The sequence below is a fragment of the Paenibacillus polymyxa genome, from assembly GCF_018614975.1.
Taxonomy (GTDB): domain Bacteria; phylum Bacillota; class Bacilli; order Paenibacillales; family Paenibacillaceae; genus Paenibacillus; species Paenibacillus polymyxa_E.
The window spans coordinates 166,229-183,192 of record NZ_JAGGNR010000008.1 but is presented as its reverse complement, the minus strand read 5'-3'; the positions used below and the strand labels follow the sequence as shown (position 1 = coordinate 183,192).

11 protein-coding genes and 1 other annotated feature are annotated in these 16,964 nt (G+C 44.3%); of the genes, 9 read left to right on the top strand and 2 right to left on the bottom strand.

Annotation, left to right across the window (positions count from 1 at the left end):
* Positions 1–2 precede the first annotated feature (2 nt).
* From galU to asd, 3 genes are all read left to right on the top strand, one after another.
* Complete coding sequence (gene galU, locus J7E78_RS04220) at positions 3–875, top strand: UTP--glucose-1-phosphate uridylyltransferase GalU (RefSeq protein ID WP_036670734.1); 873 nt, start codon at positions 3–5, stop codon at positions 873–875.
* Positions 876–1,029: 154 nt separating this feature from the next.
* On the top strand, positions 1,030–1,875 hold the full coding sequence (locus J7E78_RS04215; RefSeq protein WP_215075075.1) for a class I SAM-dependent methyltransferase: 846 nt from the start codon (positions 1,030–1,032) through the stop codon (positions 1,873–1,875).
* 78 nt (positions 1,876–1,953) lie between these two features.
* Positions 1,954–2,230, top strand: a binding site (T-box leader).
* Between the two features lie 169 nt (positions 2,231–2,399).
* Positions 2,400–3,485: an aspartate-semialdehyde dehydrogenase gene (gene asd, locus J7E78_RS04210; protein WP_091031038.1), complete on the top strand. Its 1,086-nt coding sequence runs from the start codon at positions 2,400–2,402 to the stop codon at positions 3,483–3,485.
* 229 nt (positions 3,486–3,714) lie between these two features.
* Here the strand turns inward: asd and J7E78_RS04205 are convergent, their stop codons facing one another.
* Positions 3,715–4,683 carry a bile acid:sodium symporter family protein gene (locus J7E78_RS04205; protein ID WP_074094894.1) on the bottom strand — a complete coding sequence of 323 codons (969 nt, stop codon included), beginning with the start codon at positions 4,681–4,683 and terminating at the stop codon, positions 3,715–3,717.
* Positions 4,684–4,824: 141 nt separating this feature from the next.
* Between J7E78_RS04205 and J7E78_RS04200 the strand changes: the two genes are divergently transcribed.
* From J7E78_RS04200 to J7E78_RS04180, 5 genes are all read left to right on the top strand, one after another.
* The gene (locus tag J7E78_RS04200; RefSeq protein WP_215075074.1) at positions 4,825–5,295 is read left to right on the top strand and encodes a DUF6376 family protein; all 471 of its coding nucleotides are present in this window, start codon (positions 4,825–4,827) and stop codon (positions 5,293–5,295) included.
* A 330-nt stretch (positions 5,296–5,625) separates the two neighbouring features.
* Positions 5,626–6,381: an SDR family NAD(P)-dependent oxidoreductase gene (locus J7E78_RS04195; RefSeq protein ID WP_076211740.1), complete on the top strand. Its 756-nt coding sequence runs from the start codon at positions 5,626–5,628 to the stop codon at positions 6,379–6,381.
* Between the two features lie 487 nt (positions 6,382–6,868).
* Positions 6,869–7,666, top strand: a complete 798-nt coding sequence (locus tag J7E78_RS04190) for a sulfite exporter TauE/SafE family protein (RefSeq protein ID WP_215075073.1) — start codon at positions 6,869–6,871, stop codon at positions 7,664–7,666.
* A gap of 186 nt (positions 7,667–7,852) precedes the next feature.
* The gene (locus J7E78_RS04185; protein ID WP_215075072.1) at positions 7,853–10,234 is read left to right on the top strand and encodes a polyprenyl synthetase family protein; all 2,382 of its coding nucleotides are present in this window, start codon (positions 7,853–7,855) and stop codon (positions 10,232–10,234) included.
* Positions 10,235–10,503: 269 nt separating this feature from the next.
* The gene (locus J7E78_RS04180) at positions 10,504–13,131 is read left to right on the top strand and encodes a PAS domain S-box protein (RefSeq protein WP_215075071.1); all 2,628 of its coding nucleotides are present in this window, start codon (positions 10,504–10,506) and stop codon (positions 13,129–13,131) included.
* Positions 13,132–13,260: 129 nt separating this feature from the next.
* On the opposite strand, the gene J7E78_RS04175 is transcribed toward J7E78_RS04180, so the two are convergent.
* Positions 13,261–15,027 (bottom strand): ABC transporter substrate-binding protein, encoded by a 1,767-nt coding sequence (locus J7E78_RS04175; protein ID WP_215075070.1) that lies wholly within the window; start codon positions 15,025–15,027, stop codon positions 13,261–13,263.
* 328 nt (positions 15,028–15,355) lie between these two features.
* Here J7E78_RS04175 and J7E78_RS04170 point away from each other — a divergent pair, with 328 nt between their 5' ends.
* Complete coding sequence (locus J7E78_RS04170; RefSeq protein WP_215075069.1) at positions 15,356–16,591, top strand: MDR family MFS transporter; 1,236 nt, start codon at positions 15,356–15,358, stop codon at positions 16,589–16,591.
* Positions 16,592–16,964 lie beyond the last annotated feature (373 nt).

Genomic DNA, 16,964 nt, shown 5'->3' with positions numbered 1-16,964 from the left:
ATATGCGAATTAAAAAAGCAGTTATTCCGGCAGCGGGTCTCGGAACCCGTTTCCTGCCAGCGACCAAAGCACAGCCCAAAGAGATGTTACCGATTGTAGACAAACCGGCCATCCAATACATTGTTGAAGAAGCAGTGCAATCAGGTATTGAGAATATCCTCATTGTGACTGGACGCAACAAAAAATCCATAGAGGACCATTTTGATAAATCGGTTGAACTTGAACATTCTTTATATGCCAAGGGCAAGCAGTCTTTATTGGAAGAGGTGCAGGCCATCAGCGAGATGGCAAATATCCATTTTATTCGTCAAAAAGAACCGCTGGGTCTGGGGCATGCCATTGGGTGTGCACGACAATTTGTAGGAGATGATGCCTTCGCTGTATTGTTGGGTGATGACATTATGGTGTCTGATCCACCTGCACTTGCACAGATGGTTCATCTCTATGAAAAGACAGGCAACCAGATCATTGGTGTCCGTCAGGTAGACGCGGCAAATGTAAGCAAATATGGCATTATTGATTCGAATGGTGCTGAGGACCGGGTTCACCGGGTCACCAATCTGGTCGAAAAACCTTCCCTTGCAGAAGCGCCATCCCGGACAGCTGTAATGGGACGATACATTCTGAAACCTTCCATCTTTCCAATTCTGGATCAGATCGAGAGAGGGGCTGGAGGGGAATATCAGTTAACGGATGCCTTGAAAGAAGTGAGTCAGGTGGAGGAACTGTTGGCCCTTGAACTGGAGGGGCGTCGCTACGATATAGGCGATCAATTCGGATATATTCAGGCGATCTTGGAGATCGGACTGATGCGCAAGGAATTACAGCCCATGCTGACACCATATCTTCAGAAGCTTGCAACCCAGTGGGCATAGGAAAGGAATTGATATGTAGCAGAGGTTAATATCTGCTGTAGGACGGTGTCTCCTTCGTGCCGTGGTTCTGTCTAGACTCTAGTGTTGTACAATTATTCCCAGTAACGCTACAATTAGCAAGAAGTTTAAGTTGCTCTTTGAGGAGTGAGGAATCATGAATGAATCTATCATCAGGGACCTTATTAAGTATATGGACGTGGAGGACAACGCTGTCATTCAGTACATTCAGACCGAGCATCGGATGAAACTGGGACTCTTTTGGGGGATACAGGAAGGCAACCGGATTCTGGAAATCGGGTGTGGTCAGGGAGATACAACGGCTGTACTTGCACATCTAGTGGGGGAGCACGGGTACGTTCATGGTGTAGATATTGCACCAGAGGATTATGGTGCACCGCTGACCGTAGGCGAAGCGGCAGCCAAGCTGCGGAGATCTCCACTGGGTGACCGAATTCGAATGGATTATGATTTTGACATTCTAAGTGATCAGGCTCAATTCGCCGAGAATGAGTTTGATGTTATCGTACTTTCCCATTGTTCTTGGTACTTGAAATCGTTTGACGAACTCGCCCAGATTCTTAGCAAGGTTAGAACGTGGGGACATCAGTTATGTTTTGCAGAATGGGATGCGCGAGTTACAGATGTGAGCCAGCTCTCACATTGGTTATCCGTTCTGATTCAGTCTCAGGTCGAATGTTACAAGGAGAACAGCTTCTCCAATGTGCGGACGCTCTTTACACCGGAGGACATCCAAGAGCTTGTCTCTGCGGCAGGCTGGACGATGAAGGAAGAGACTACGATCCATTCTCCCGAACTGCAGGACGGTCGCTGGGAAACCGAAATGACACTGGCAGAAGCGCCTGTGGAACTGAAACTGCTTCCGATCCTGGACAAAGTAAAAACACTTCTTCTTTCCGAACTAAAATTACTTAGGACACATCATGCCTCGGGGCTTGGGAGCCCACTGGGAACGTATGCGATTGTTGCCAACAAACAGTGAGGAAATAACGAATAAATTCCATGATCTAAAAAAATGTGTTTACTTCATCACAGTAATTTTGATATTATAATCGCAATATCAAATGCGACGAAGAGACGAGTAGATAAAAATCATTCTTTCAAAGAGAGCTCCGGCAGCTGAAAAGGAGTAAAGAACTTTTTATTGAATAAAGACTCAGAGCAGCACATCGGAACTTAGCGTTAAGGGATGGTGTGACAGGAGCTCCTGTTACAGAGCTAGAGTATGAACGGTCTACAGCTAGCAATATGGTTGTAAACCTTTACTTGAAGAGGCGGATATGGTGACATATTGGCGAATCTGGGTGGTACCACGAGAGTTCAATCTCGTCCCTGAGACTATTGTCTTGGGGATGGGATTTTTTGGTTTTTCCGGGGTGTGACTACACGCTTTGGAATTGCCTGAATAGTGTTAATTAGGAAGTCAATTTCATAATACGTTTTTAGTGAGTAATGAAATTGAATTGAAGAGAAGAATCACTTAAACCGAAAGGAAATGATGATTGAATGTCAGCAAAATTGAAAGTTGGTATCGTCGGAGGAACAGGAATGGTGGGTCAGCGTTTTGTGGACCTGCTTGATCAACATCCATGGTTTGAAGTAACAGCTATTTCGGCAAGCGCCAATTCGGCAGGTAAAACATATGAAGAATCTGTACAAGGCAGATGGAAACTCGCAGTTCCTATTCCGGAAGCTGTGAAGAAAATCGTTGTTCAGGATGCTTCCCAGGTCGAAGCTTTTGCCAGCCAGGTTGATTTTATTTTCTGTGCGGTTGATATGAAAAAGAATGAGATTCAAGCGCTCGAAGAGGCTTATGCCAAAACAGGAACACCTGTCGTATCCAACAACTCCGCTCACCGCTGGACAGCAGATGTACCCATGGTAATCCCTGAGATTAACCCGGGACATCTGGACGTGATTGAAGCTCAACGCAAACGTCTGGGTACCAAAACCGGATTCATTGCTGTAAAACCAAACTGCTCGATTCAGAGCTATGTGCCAGCACTGCACGCCTTGCGTGAGTTCAACCCGACTCAGGTTGTTGCTTCCACGTATCAAGCAATCTCGGGAGCGGGTAAAAACTTTACCGACTGGCCAGATATGCTTGATAATGTCATTCCATACATCGGTGGCGAAGAAGAGAAGAGTGAGCAAGAACCACTGCGGATCTGGGGTAGCATCGAAAATAATGAGATTGTCAAAGCATCGGCTCCATTAATTACAACCCAATGTATTCGTGTACCAGTAACGGATGGACATCTGGCGACCGTGTTTGTAAACTTCGAGAAAAAACCAAGCAAAGACGAAATTCTGGAGCGTTGGTTGCAGTTCAAAGGTCGTCCGCAGGAACTGGCTCTGCCAAGTGCACCAAAACAATTCATTACGTATTTTGAAGAAGAGAACAGACCGCAGACAAAACTGGATCGTGACATTGAACGCGGAATGGGTGTCTCCACAGGCCGACTGCGCGAAGATTCACTCTATGATTACAAATTCGTTGGATTGTCCCACAACACGCTCCGCGGAGCAGCAGGCGGTGCGGTTCTGATCGCAGAACTGCTAAAAGCTGAAGGATATATTCAACCGAAATAAGCATAAAGGCATCATGAGCAGCAGATTTCTGCAAAGAATGATTAGATGAAAACCATCACTTGTTGATGGTTTTTTTTCTATTGTGGGCAGGGATCGGAAAATGGGTACCATTAGATTAAAGAGATTAAAGAGATTAAAGAGACTACTACAGAGATATTACAGTAGAGGGTTATAATGACGAAAAACGCCGACAATCATGTCGGCGTTTTTTTAACATTCCAGTATTTTGTTATGCTGCAGATGTCTTATCTGACTTTTGCAGAAGCTGAGAGCGACGACCAAGCAGATAACCTGTCAGGGAAGCGAGCATCTGCTGGAATACCATGCCAAGCACGACAGGGACAGCAACAGGTGGCGGAAAATAAGAAACAGCGAGTACTGCACCTGCGCTGATATTACGCATACCTCCATTGAACACCAGAGCGACTTGATCGGCCTCGTTCCAGCCCAGCAATCGTGCGATGAAATAACTCAGCGCATAACCGAATGAAGCCAGGAAAATAATGATGACCGCAAGTCCAGCGAGCTTCCAGTTGAAATCAGCCAAGTAGGGCGCAACGACAGATCCGTTAATCGCAACGACTGATGCCATGAACAATTTGGACAACGGATTCAACCTTGGTCCCCATACCGGGACAATGGCGCCTTTGGTCCACTCATTCAGCAGCATACCGAGCAGGGATGGCACCACAATCATCCAAAACAGACTGCTCATCATGGCTGCCGTATCCAGTGTGACACTGGTTCCGATTAACAGGGATAACACTCCCGGCACTACGAAAGGAGCAAGCATGGTATCAATCAGGATGATGGATAGCGTAAGTGCGATATTGCCCCGATAGATGCTGACCCAGATGAAGCTGCTTATTCCTGTTGGAATCACCGCTGCCAGAACAAGGCCCGTTATGGTGTACGCATCTGTAGGGAAGACCAGATGACCCATACCGAGAGCAATTAGAGGCATAGCCAAATGCAAAATAAACAGACATACAAACAGGGGGAACGGCTTTTTCAGCACGTTCACAAAATCCCGTATCCCAAGACTGATACTTCCAGCAAACGTCATGAACGCAAAAAGCCAAGGGGATAAAAAGGTATAAGAAGAAAGAAAACTCCCGCATAACACGCCAATAATAATGCTGATTGGGGTAATCAGTGGCATGATGCGGTTCAAGCGTTGGTTCAAGGCTTGAAGCATAATCATGACATCCCTTTACCGTGTGATTTTACTATTATACATGTTAATAACGTTGGCTGCAGACCCATTTGCAATGAAGCAGTCTGAACAGGTATCATGGACTTGGAACAAGGATTCCGATTAGGAGAAGGGGAGATGATCATGTTTATAAGAAAAAGAAAGCACACATTAATGATGACAGGGCTTATTGCATCAAGTATTCTTTTGATTTCGGCCTGTTCTGTCGTGGAACAAGCCAATCAAAGTTTAAATTATGTGAGTGGGGCTACTGATTATATAGAACAGGTATCAAACGCCGGGGCTGATCTGCAAGAGCTCGCATCGGGTGCGGTGAACAATCCGGAGATAACCACTCAGATTCAGGAGAAAATTGATCTGATTCAAGCAGAAGCAAGTGAATTTTCTCAGTTGACTGCTCCTGCAATAGGCGAGAACATTCATGAGAAGCTGGTTAGCTACAATACTCAATTGACAGAAGTTGTGGATAATTTTGAGAATACAATTGCAGAGCAAGGTTTTACGGCAGAAAATTGGGAGAAGACAGGCATTCCTGAACTGATCACCAACATCAATAATTTGAAAGATCCGCTTAGCGGACTTCAGGGTGAATAAAATTGAATTAATTTTCAATATGGAAGACAACACAGTTTCAAATTCTCATATTCTATAAGGGCGAGATATCGGAATGAGTGAATTACCGTTATGCTCGCTTTTTATTTTCCGAAAACGGATGCATATTTAATATCACAGGAGCTAGACTATATCATGTCAATATGAGATCTGATCTATATGACATTAATATCATATTTATGTGAAGATGATCTATGGTTTGACAAGGGTGTGATAGAGGCGTATGATGAACATATAGATTAATAAAGTATAGTTACTAACTATAAGTTAAGAACTGCACCTAAATATATTTTGCCAAAGGAGAATTGACTCATGACTGAGCACAATGGAAAAGTAATCATTATTACAGGTGGAGCGAGTGGTATTGGTAAAGAAACAGCACTTCAACTTTCGGATCAAGGTGCGACTATAGTTGTCGCTGACTATAATGAAGACGGAGCGAAGAAGCTTGCGGCAGAGATTGAAGCAGCAGGCGGAACAGCGGGCGCGTACAAAGTGGATGTATCCAAAGGGGACGAGATCAAAGCCCTGATCGACTGGACCGTAGAGCAATATGGTACGTTAAGCGGTATTTTCAATAATGCAGGCATTGGACTTGTGAAGCCATTTCTGGAGATGGACCCGGAATCCTATCACAGAGTCATTGATGTAGATCAGCACAGTGTATACTACGGTATGTATTATGGCGCGAAAAAAATGGTTGAATTGAATGTACAAGGTACCATTGTAAATACAGCTTCGATCTATGGAAGTGTTGCTGCAGTAGGCAGCTTCAACTACAACGCAGCCAAGGCTGCTGTTGTTATGATGTCCAAATCCGGTGCCTTGGAACTTGCTGAGCATGGAATTCGTGTAGTTGGTGTAGCACCTGGCTTTATCGAAACACCGATTCTGGGGGATGACCAAGCCATGAAGGATGCGCTTGCTACTCAACATATGCGTGGAGAACTCATTCAACCGGAGAAAGTAGCCAGTGTGGTTACATTCCTGTTCAGTGATGCAGCAAGTGCAGTGAACGGTACAACCGTAGCCGTAGATGATGGATTCCTCAGCTTCAAAACCAAATAAGTAACCCTTTTATAATCAAGGTAACTCATCCTCAAAAAAACAAAAAAACGGTGCAGAACGATTTATTCGTTTTGCACCGTTTTTGTATTTTCATTATAAAGCAATCGTGGCTTATGAGATGGAAATAAGTTTGTCGAATCATCCCGAAATTTCAGAGATCGTGATACAATTAACAAGACTTTAGCTTTTTATCATTTTGTGGTGTCATATACAATTCGAACTCCGAGAGAGCCATAACTCTCTTCCTTGTAATGACATTGAGAACAAGTTTTGGTCGAGCATAACGCATCGTTATGAACTTGTAATTTTTCGTTACACTGTGGACATTTATTTTCAAAAAGAGTCTTCAACACGTTAAACATGCTTAATCACTCATTTCGGATTAATTTACTTGGTTTTTATTATAACGGATAATATTCTCCTTGTATAGCACTTTTGAGTCGTATCGAAATGAGATTTATATTGCACGAAAGGAAGCGCATAACCGATGGATTTTCTGCTTTTTGTCATCATGTTTATACTGGGTCTGATCGGTTCCTTCTTCTCTGGTTTGTTGGGTATCGGTGGCGCCATTATCAATTATCCGCTACTGTTATATGTTCCATCTCTCATGGGATTAGAGCCGTTCTCAGCACATCAGGTATCTTCGATCAGTATGTTTCAAGTATTCTTCGCTTCACTTGCTGGTGTGATTGCATTCCGTAGAAAAGTACGAACGGGTAAAAGTGGTGGGGCTATCGTTCACCGCGGATTGGTGCTGTACATGGGCTCCAGCATTCTTGTTGGCAGTCTGATCGGCGGGTTCATATCCGGTTATCTGGACGGAAGGGTTATTAATCTGATCTATGGCATTCTGGCCATCATCGCGATAGTTCTCATGCTGATTCCTGGAAAGGGAAAGCTTGAGACATCAGCTCCATTGGTGTTTAACCGATGGATTGCGGCAGGTACTGCTTTTGCAGTAGGTATTGTATCGGGAATTGTTGGTGCGGGTGGTGCCTTTATTCTCATTCCGATTATGCTGACGATTCTCCATATTCCAGTGCGGACAACGATTGCTTCTTCACTCGCGATTGTATTTATCTCCGCCATTGGCGGAGTTATAGGAAAAGTTACGGGTGGGGACATTCCGATGGAACCCATCATCTATACGGTAATCGGCAGTCTGCTCGGGGCATCCCTTGGTTCCCGGGTTAGTTCGGTGATCAATGTGAGTGTACTTCGGTATGCATTAATTGTACTTATTGCCGTTACAGCGATCAAAGTCTGGTCCTCCATTTTGTAAAATCACGTACGTTGGCATGAACAATGACGATTTCGTAACTAAACGGTTCGATCGCCGTATAAAGGTTATGAACATGAGCTGAAGCGTTGGATACACGATCAAATGAGTTCAGTTTTCGTCCATGGAGCACCTCACACTCCGTTCATGGATACATGTTTAACATTAATAGAATGAGGTATTCACCCTATGAATAACGTACTTATAGATCAGGCTGATGCAGGATATCGGCTAGCTGAGCAGAAAGCATCGCAGTATTTTACTTCTCTTAGGCAGCAACTTATGGATAATACGTATACAACAGCACTTACCCAAGATATTCATGTATGGCAAAAAAAACATATTCATCGTTTTGCCTGGCTTTCTCTTTTATCACCTAGCAAAAGAAAACCGGATCCCCGGGATGTTCATAGATATATCCACTGGCTGAATACTACAGGAAAGCTGGATGATTACCTGGATCGAAGTATCTCCTATATTTATATGCGAGATCTGGGGCAAGCCCTTGATTCTCCGGATACGCAGGCCCAAATTCAGCATGTTGTCCAGAATACCAAAAAATACTTTATGGGCTCTGCTGCTGCGCGCAAAGGGCAGTCTGAAGATATCAGTCTGGCTGCGTTGTATCGGTGGGGACAGAAGGAGCACATAGAATCCGCTGTCATCTGGGTGATGAACAAATTAAAGAACGTAGCATCCAACATCCCGAAGGAGCTGGATGCAGAGCAGGCGCAGCGAAAGCTCATCAAGATCATTCTCGGCGTGGTCCTTCATGTGGACGATGAGATGAGCGAGCAGACACCACCTGAAGAGCGTGCCCGGAGATTTGATGCGGCGATTCGACTTGGTTATTCCTACGGTTTGACGTATCCATTTGTGGATGACTTGCTGGATTCTCAGGCCTTGACTGCTCAAGAAAAAGAACAATATTCCCTGATGATACGCGATGCACTTCTTACCGGGGTCGTCCCTGATCTGGGAGAGTGGAAAGGCAGCAATCTTGAAGTGATTGAATATGTGCATTCCGAGCTTCGGGAAGCATTTGAGTACATCAAGAACTACCAGCATCCAGAGAAACAGCGCACGTTCTTAGAGCAATCCTATGTGTTCTTTCAATCTCAGGAGATCGATCGCAACAAGAAATTAGCCAATGCGAATTATACCAATGAAGAATTGTACATTCCAATTATTATCAAATCTTCTTCTTCCCGATTAATCGTCCGGTCTGTTCTCAGTGCACCGGAGGATGAAGGATTTGATCTGCGGACATTCTATTACGGGATATACAATCAGCTGGCAGATGATTTTGCCGATATGTTTGACGATATGGAAGAAGGGGCAGTAACTCCGTATACGTACTATTTGAAGTACCGCGACCTGCGTCCCGACTTGATTAATCCATATGAATTGTATTGGGCAGTCATCTCTCATCTAATCCATGATGTATATAACTCGGACGCTAAGACCCGCGAGGTCATACTGGATCGTGCCATTAACGGTCTGAAGCGCTGTAAAGAACGGTTGGGGCAGCAAAAATATCATGAAGTGATGACGATCTTTGCCTCTGGGCAGCCTGAATTCAATCAACTGGTTCAACAGATGGTGCGAAAAGCAGATGACGTTGATTTCCTTGATAAATTGTTACGGGATCAGGTCGTGTTTCAATTGAAAAATGACAAGCAGGAGAAAGAGGAGTTCAAACAGACCATTCGAACGGTTCGCGAACAGATTAATGTGGAGTTGCAGATTGCGAAACCAAATGGCCTTCATGAGATGAAAGAAACGCTAATCGATGCAGCCAATTATAGTTTGCAGGGAGACGGAAAGAGGTTACGCCCCATATTAACTTGGGTTATGGGTGTGCGCGAGTATGGTCTACCTGAATCATCTATCGTTCCGCTGTTAAGATCACTGGAGTACATGCATACCGCTTCCTTGATCTTTGATGATCTGCCTACGCAGGATAATGCTTCGACAAGGCGTGGACGTTCCACGCTGCACCATATGCACAATAGTGCCACAGCAGAGCTTACCGGTCTATTTCTTATCCAGAAGGCGATTGGAGAGCAATCCTCATTGGATCGTTTTGATGCGGCAACCGTGCTCAAACTCATTCAGTATTCGGCTGAAAAAGCAGAGGATATGTGTATGGGGCAGGCGATGGATCTGAACTCCAAAGGCAAGGCATTGACGCTGGAGCAGTTAAACATGATCTGTTTTTACAAAACAGGCATTGCCTTCGAAGCTGCCCTGGTCATGCCAGCGATACTTGCCCAAGTGAAGAAACCGGAGATGGCTGCGCTGAAAAAGTTCGCTTATCATGCGGGGATCGCCTTTCAAATCAAGGATGACTTGCTGGATTTCGAGGGAGATCACCTCATTCTTGGGAAACCTGCAGGTCAGGATGAGCGGAACAACAATTCAACCTTTGTGTCTATTCTGGGTGATGAAGGCGCGAAGAAAGCGATGTGGGAGCATTATTGTCTTGCTACAGATGCATTGAACGAAATGCCGAAACCTATTCCATTTTTGAGACATTTATTGGATTATCTTGTAGGTCGCGAGCGCTAACATATTTTTCTCGCGATTCCGCGCTGCATATGATTTATAATGATATATAGCAACAAAGGTCGGGTTTCCATATGAATGGATTCCAGGCCTAGTTTGGTTTCAAAGACATAAAACTTTTGAAAAGAACCGTTTCAATGGCTAAAATACTGGTTATTAAGCAGGTATTGTTGTTTCAAAACCGACTTGTCCTTGTAGAACAAACATATTTAGCAAAATTTAAATTTCGACAATCTATAACTTGAGTTTATATGCCAAAAGGAGAGCTTACAATGCAGGTTCAAAAGGTCGACCATCATGAATTGTTTGAGCAGATATATAACCAAGCGCCTATTGGAATTGCACTCGTTGCTCCGACAGGACAATGGATGAAAGTAAACCCTGCTTTTTGTTCTATGCTGGGTTTTACTAGTGAGGAATTAATGGAACTCACCTACCAGGATATTACGCATCCAGATGATTCACTACAAGATGTGATTTATAGTTCCGAGCTATTTGAAGGTAAATCAAAAGAGTATAAATATGAAAAGCGCTACATTAATAAAAATGGCGACATCTTATGGATTTCATTGCATATTTCCTTGGCTCGAAGCGAAATTACGGATGACCCGCTTTACTTCATTTGCCATATTGTTGATATTACTGATCGTAAACTGTCCGAACAAAAGCTCCTGCATAATGAAGAGATGTTCAAACTTATTACAGATCATGCTCAGGAGATCATCTATATTGCTGATCAGGAGGGCGTTTGTCGATTCTGCTCTCCCTCAGTCCAACTTTTATTGGGTTATTCGCCAGAAGAAGTGATTGGTCAAAATAATGATGCATATTTCCACCCACAAGATCTGGAACGGATCTCACAGATGGACTTGACGAAAGGTAATCTGTTGAATATCAGGGTCCGCCATAAAGACGGGGATTACCTTTGGTTTGAAACCACATACAAAGTCTTTGGTGATGCTGAGCATGGACAGCAGATTCTTTCGATTGGACGAGATGTATCCGAGTCAAAAAAACAAAAGGATATCAGTGCTGAGGCTGAACGTATTGCCTTAATTGGTAGTTGGGAATGGGATATGGTCAAAGACCACATTACATTTTCAGACCAGATCTTTGAGATTTTTGAACTTGAACGCACCTGCAAACCATATCGAGTAAGTGATGTTTTTGATGTTATGGGTTCCGAAGATATAGCCTCTTTACAAAAACATATTACAGGGGTAAAACAGGGTGAACCGCTCAATTTTGAATACAAACACATCAGCACTGATGGACATGAGAAGTATCTTCACTTGCGCGGATTGATTACGCTCGATGAGAATCGTCAGCCAATCCAGCTAAACGGAACACTACAGGATATTACTGAACGCAAACGCATCGAATTCAAATTGCAGGAATCTGTGGAGCGATACACCTCACTTAAAAAATATAATCATGACGCCATTATCTCGTTTAACATGGATGGTAATATTATGAATGCCAATCCGGTAGCGGTGAAAATGACGGGCTGTCCCGTGGTTGAAATGATGGGTACAAGCATAAGCAGATTTATCGGAGCCAGTAATCTGGGTCTGATCCTGGGCAGTAATTATGAGATGGCTGAAAAGGAAATCAATGCTGTTCGGCACACGGATGGATCTGAGACAGAAGTCTTGGCTACGCTTGCTCCGATCATTATTAATACATCCAATGTCGGGTTTTACCTGATTGCGAAGGATATTACGGAGCAGAAAAAACTGCTTGTGGCCAAAGAGACAGCGGAGAGAATGAATAAGGCTAAAAGTGAATTTTTGGCGATGATGAGTCATGAAATCCGCACACCTATGAACGGTGTAATTGGGATGACGGATTTGCTCTTGGATACCCCTGGTCTTAGTGGGGAACAAAAGGAATATATCGAAATCATCCAGAAGAGTGGAGATTCCTTACTGGCCATCATTAATGATATTCTTGATTTTTCCAAAATTGAGTCAGGCAAAACCGATCTGGTAGACGATCCTTTTGATCTCGCAGAAATCGTGGCAGAGACCGTGCAACTCGTAAAACCACTGGCTCGTGAAAAGAAGTTGGACGTTCGTATGTGCGTAGATGACGCCATTCCGACTCCGGTGTATGGTGATGCTTACCGTCTTAAACAGGTGCTTACCAATATCATCGGCAACGCGGTCAAATTCACTTCAGAAGGCGGCGTAGAAGTTAAAGTGGGAGTTACGGAGCAGTGCGACAATAACGTGCAGCTTTATTTTCAGGTAAAGGATTCGGGCATTGGCATTCCGGCTGAGAGGAAACAACAATTATTTGAACCATTCTACCAACTGGAAAATTTTATGACCCGCAAACCTCAAGGTACTGGTCTTGGCCTTGCCATTAGCAAGAAATTGGTGGAGCTTATGCATGGAGAGATCTGGATCGAGGAATCGGATGAACCGGGGACAATATTTATATTTACCGCCCAATTTAAATTAAATAACGGTGAAGAGAGCAACAGGTTAGATCAACAGCAAAAGAAAAGCAGAACATCAGCCTTGCGGATTTTAATTGCAGAAGACAATGAGGTGAATCAGCTCGTCCTTAGCAGAATCGTTGAGAAAAAAGGGCACTTCGTGGATCATGTGGCGGACGGTGTTGAGGCAGTCGAGGCGGTCAAACACAATTCATATGATATTGTCTTCATGGATGTGCATATGCCAAGGCTTAATGGATTCGAAGCGACAAAAGTGATCAAAAATTCTTTGCACCCCGAGAGTTGTCCATACATTATTGCGGTAACTGCAAATGCGTTAAGAGGAGATATGGATAAATGCTTGAAGGCAGGCATGGATGCGTATGTCAGCAAACCGATTAAAATCGAATCTATTATGCAAGCATTGGAGACCTATTACATCAAAAATAATCTTTGAGTGCGATAAAAATGGATTCATGAGCAAAAAAGCCGCTAGCTTATCGTAAATAGGCTAGCAGCTTTTTTTTGCTGTTCCATGATTTTGTCCTCCGCCCTGCATCCCACAGATGCGACTAAGGACAAATCCCTAAAGATTTTTGATCCACAATTTGGAGATGTCCAGATAACCGAATTCAGCTGTCTGCATGCCGAAGATGCTCTGATCCAGCTCAGCTTGCTTGTTCATGTGACAGCCATGCAAGATCCAGCAGTGATCACGTAGCATGGATTCGGCTTCATCCAGGAGGACTGTACGCTCTGCCCGATGAAGCTTTGCGAAATGATCCAGTTTGTCATCCAGCAGGGACTGGAAAGCAGGAGACATACACATATGAAAATGATTGGAAAGGTTTTTGAAAAAATGAATCATGCCGTACTGCCAATCTTCCTCCAGGATCTCTTCAGCCAGGATCAATTGTGCGTTCGTGGTTTCCTCTGAATTGAAATAATCCACAACGGCCTGCATGCTGATGTTCAGACCGATGGACTCTGCACGATACTGAATCCACTCCGCAACGTCTGAATCCTTATTATGCTTATACGATAATGTTATCTTCTCACCTTGGTATCCACAGTTACGCAGCAATTCACGAGCATGCTCAAGAGAGACAGCTGACCAGTTCTGGGCTGCACTTCTCCAGGGAAGGAAGCTGCTGGCTGGTGTGATCCGATTCCCACCGAGATCTCTGACAAGCGCGACCGAATCATAGACGATACGCAGGGCTTGTCGAAATAAGGGATGATGATGGATGCCATCCTTGTGAAAATTGAACAGCATGTACTGACAACCCAGCGCCGGATAATTGATGCTGTTGGTCTGATCACAGCCTGTTGCGAGACTCAATCGATCTGTACCCGGTAGCTCATAGTAGCGATCATTCGGACTCAGGTCTGGCACAAACCAGAAGTGGACTTGATCCAGATGTGGCCGGATGCCGAAGTATGTATCAAAAGCGGTAAGCTCCAGCACGTCTTCATTCTGATCAGAGATCTGAAAAGGACCGGTACCAATTAAGGTATTGGCTACATTGTAATCGTAGGGCAGGATGGTCATCCGTATACAACTGAACAGATGCAAGAAGAACCGATTAGGACGATGTAGAACAAACTTGATGCAGTAATCGCCAGCTACTTCCGCGCGTTCGATATCCCGATATAACCAGATGGACGGACTATGCACATCAATTAATCGTTGCAACGTCGCTTGGACATCCCGGGATGTCATGACACGTCCATTGTGGAAACGTACACCTTTTCGGAGATAGAAGGTCCATAAGCGATGGTCCGCGCTGCATTCCCACATGTGAGCTAGTGCTGGCAGGAATGATTCCGTCTTGGCATCATAGGTGATTAACGTATTACAGACCTGGCTTAACAGGTAGGTTTCAAATGCAGTATAAACAAAGGCTGGGTCCAAATCACCTAACTGGCGTGACCTCATGATACGCAGAATATCCTGACCAGAGGCAGTTTCATCTTGGCTGTGAAATCCCATCTGTTGATGGAGGGAGAGCATGAGCTGCTCTCGCAGTGAATCATCCATCTGAATGGTTCCGATGAGTTCTATAGCATCTTTCATTTTGCCTTTAGCCAGAAGTTCTGTAAAGCTCGCTTCCAGCGCTTCATTCATGCTACGCAGCATCGTTAACTCCGAATGATGTCCACGACCACGCCCAGGCTGCCAGTGGATGAAGCCTTGTTCCTCCAATTTTCTAAGAATGAACTTTACATTACGAGGGGTGCAGCACAAAGCTGCGGACAGGCTGTCAATCGTCACAGCTACAGGTTCATGAAGCTTGAAAGACAGTTGTTCGGCCCCGGCGAGCCTTATAAAGTGTGTATGCAGGGTATCCATGGTCAGGACTCCTCTATTAAAGGTGAAAAGTGTGATCATATGTTTACACTTTTACTTCCCCCTTTTATCCTTACAATTATACATTAGTAGAAGTTGTTCAAAAAGTCCGCTTTTGATTACGAAAGATGCCTAAAGGCATCATCAGCATCGAATATGGAATTCAGCCGAAATGTCCGTTGCTCACGTAGTTTTCCTACGCTCCGCTACTCCATTTCTAGCTTAATCCCATCTTCTCGGTACTGAAAACCGAACTTTTTGAACACGAATTAGTAGAAGTTGTTCAAAAAGTTCGCTTTTGAAGCACTTAGAAAGAATAGGAGAAGTTCGCATGAAGCAATATTTAAGGCAAATTCACCCCTTGGCATGGACGATCATTATCGGAACCATGTTTGGACGTCTTGTGACGTCAATGAGTATCCCGTTTCTATCCATCTATCTGACACGTGTACTTGAGGCTACACCGACCCAGACCGGTATTACTGTGGCCGTTAGCTCGCTGGCTGGTGTGATGGTCAGCTTTTATGGAGGGTATATTTCGGACCGGATCGGTCGCAAAATCGTGATGTTAATCTCGGTATTTAGCTGGGCAGGTGTGTTTTTTATCTTTTCAGCAGCAGAGCATCTATGGGTGTTCTTTGTTGCCAATACGTTAAACGGATTATGCCGTGCAGTATTTGAGCCCACCTCCAGAGCACTGTTATCGGATATTACTCCTCCGGAGAACAAATTGCTGGTGTTCAACCTCAGATATGCTGCAATTAATCTCGGTGTAGTCTTTGGGCCAATTATCGGATTTCAGCTGGGATCATCTGAATCGACGTTTCCGTTTGTGATTTCCGGCTTGGTATACATAGCCTATGGACTTGTATTATTTCTGCAATTCAAGCTACAGCATGCCAATCTGCCAGAGCGTCATCAGGCAACCGCACCACGTTTGCGTGAAGCACTCATGACCACCGGTCGCGACCGGGTATTTCTGCCGGTATTGATCGGTACCACATTTTGTGTTTTGGGTTACGGGCACTTTAGTTCTACGTTGGCACAGTACTTGGCGAGAAGCTCGATCTTTGAGAATGGAAGCCAGATGTTCTCGTACATGCTTTCCCTGAACGCCGTGACGGTATTGATTATTCAGTATCCTCTTGTGCGCACATTCCGAAACTTTCCACCGCTTGTTCCTCTGATTGTGGGTAACCTGCTGGTCGCAATCAGTCTGATGATGGTCGGAGTCGCTGAAGGTGTACTCATGATGATGATGAGTGTCATACTATTTACCATCGGGGAAGTATTGTTGTTCACCATGATGGATATGCTCATTGACCGGATTGCGAAGCCGGAATGGAAAGGAACGTATTTCGGTACCATCGGATTCAATAATATTGGTAGTGTCATTGCTCCTGTCATGGGAGGGGTGTTGTTAAGTCAATTTGGAGCGGAGAATGGGCTGGCTGTCTTTCTGCCGATTGCGCTGACGACTGCCCTGGGAGTACCTTTTCTTCTGATCGCACATCGACGTCTTGTTGTTAGAGAGAAGCAAACGGAGTCCACATCATTGAGTTTGTAGCAGGAATTGAGAAGATTAATGACATGAATTAAATAACAATTCAGTTAAAATTATCTTGACGAATTTTGATTCAGCGAATACAATAAACAACAAATATGTGAAACGGGTGGGATGATGATTATGTTTATGCCTAGACAGATTTCGAATCGATAACTGAATACGCATGAGCATAGTGACATTAATCCAATTTTTTTGCAATGATCGCGTTGGGACAGTCATGTTTGTGCACCTCTGTCGTGGACGCTCATCATTATTGCGATGCAGAGGAGATACGGGAAATGCTTTGCATTTCATTCGATCTCTTTTGGCTACAAGCTGTAGATGAACATTAGTTCATCTATGGCTTTTTTGCATGCATTCCACTAATCTGTTC

Bases quoted from the DNA above. Each gene is read 5' to 3' on its own strand.
- J7E78_RS04200 (WP_215075074.1), top strand. From the start codon at position 4,825: ATGTTTATAAGAAAAAGAAAGCACACATTAATGATGACAGGGCTTATT.
- J7E78_RS04175 (WP_215075070.1), bottom strand. From the start codon at position 15,027: ATGGATACCCTGCATACACACTTTATAAGGCTCGCCGGGGCCGAACAA.
- asd (WP_091031038.1), top strand. From the start codon at position 2,400: ATGTCAGCAAAATTGAAAGTTGGTATCGTCGGAGGAACAGGAATGGTG.
- J7E78_RS04170 (WP_215075069.1), top strand. From the start codon at position 15,356: ATGAAGCAATATTTAAGGCAAATTCACCCCTTGGCATGGACGATCATT.
- J7E78_RS04215 (WP_215075075.1), top strand. From the start codon at position 1,030: ATGAATGAATCTATCATCAGGGACCTTATTAAGTATATGGACGTGGAG.
- J7E78_RS04185 (WP_215075072.1), top strand. From the start codon at position 7,853: ATGAATAACGTACTTATAGATCAGGCTGATGCAGGATATCGGCTAGCT.
- galU (WP_036670734.1), top strand. From the start codon at position 3: ATGCGAATTAAAAAAGCAGTTATTCCGGCAGCGGGTCTCGGAACCCGT.
- J7E78_RS04195 (WP_076211740.1), top strand. From the start codon at position 5,626: ATGACTGAGCACAATGGAAAAGTAATCATTATTACAGGTGGAGCGAGT.
- J7E78_RS04190 (WP_215075073.1), top strand. From the start codon at position 6,869: ATGGATTTTCTGCTTTTTGTCATCATGTTTATACTGGGTCTGATCGGT.
- J7E78_RS04180 (WP_215075071.1), top strand. From the start codon at position 10,504: ATGCAGGTTCAAAAGGTCGACCATCATGAATTGTTTGAGCAGATATAT.
- J7E78_RS04205 (WP_074094894.1), bottom strand. From the start codon at position 4,683: ATGCTTCAAGCCTTGAACCAACGCTTGAACCGCATCATGCCACTGATT.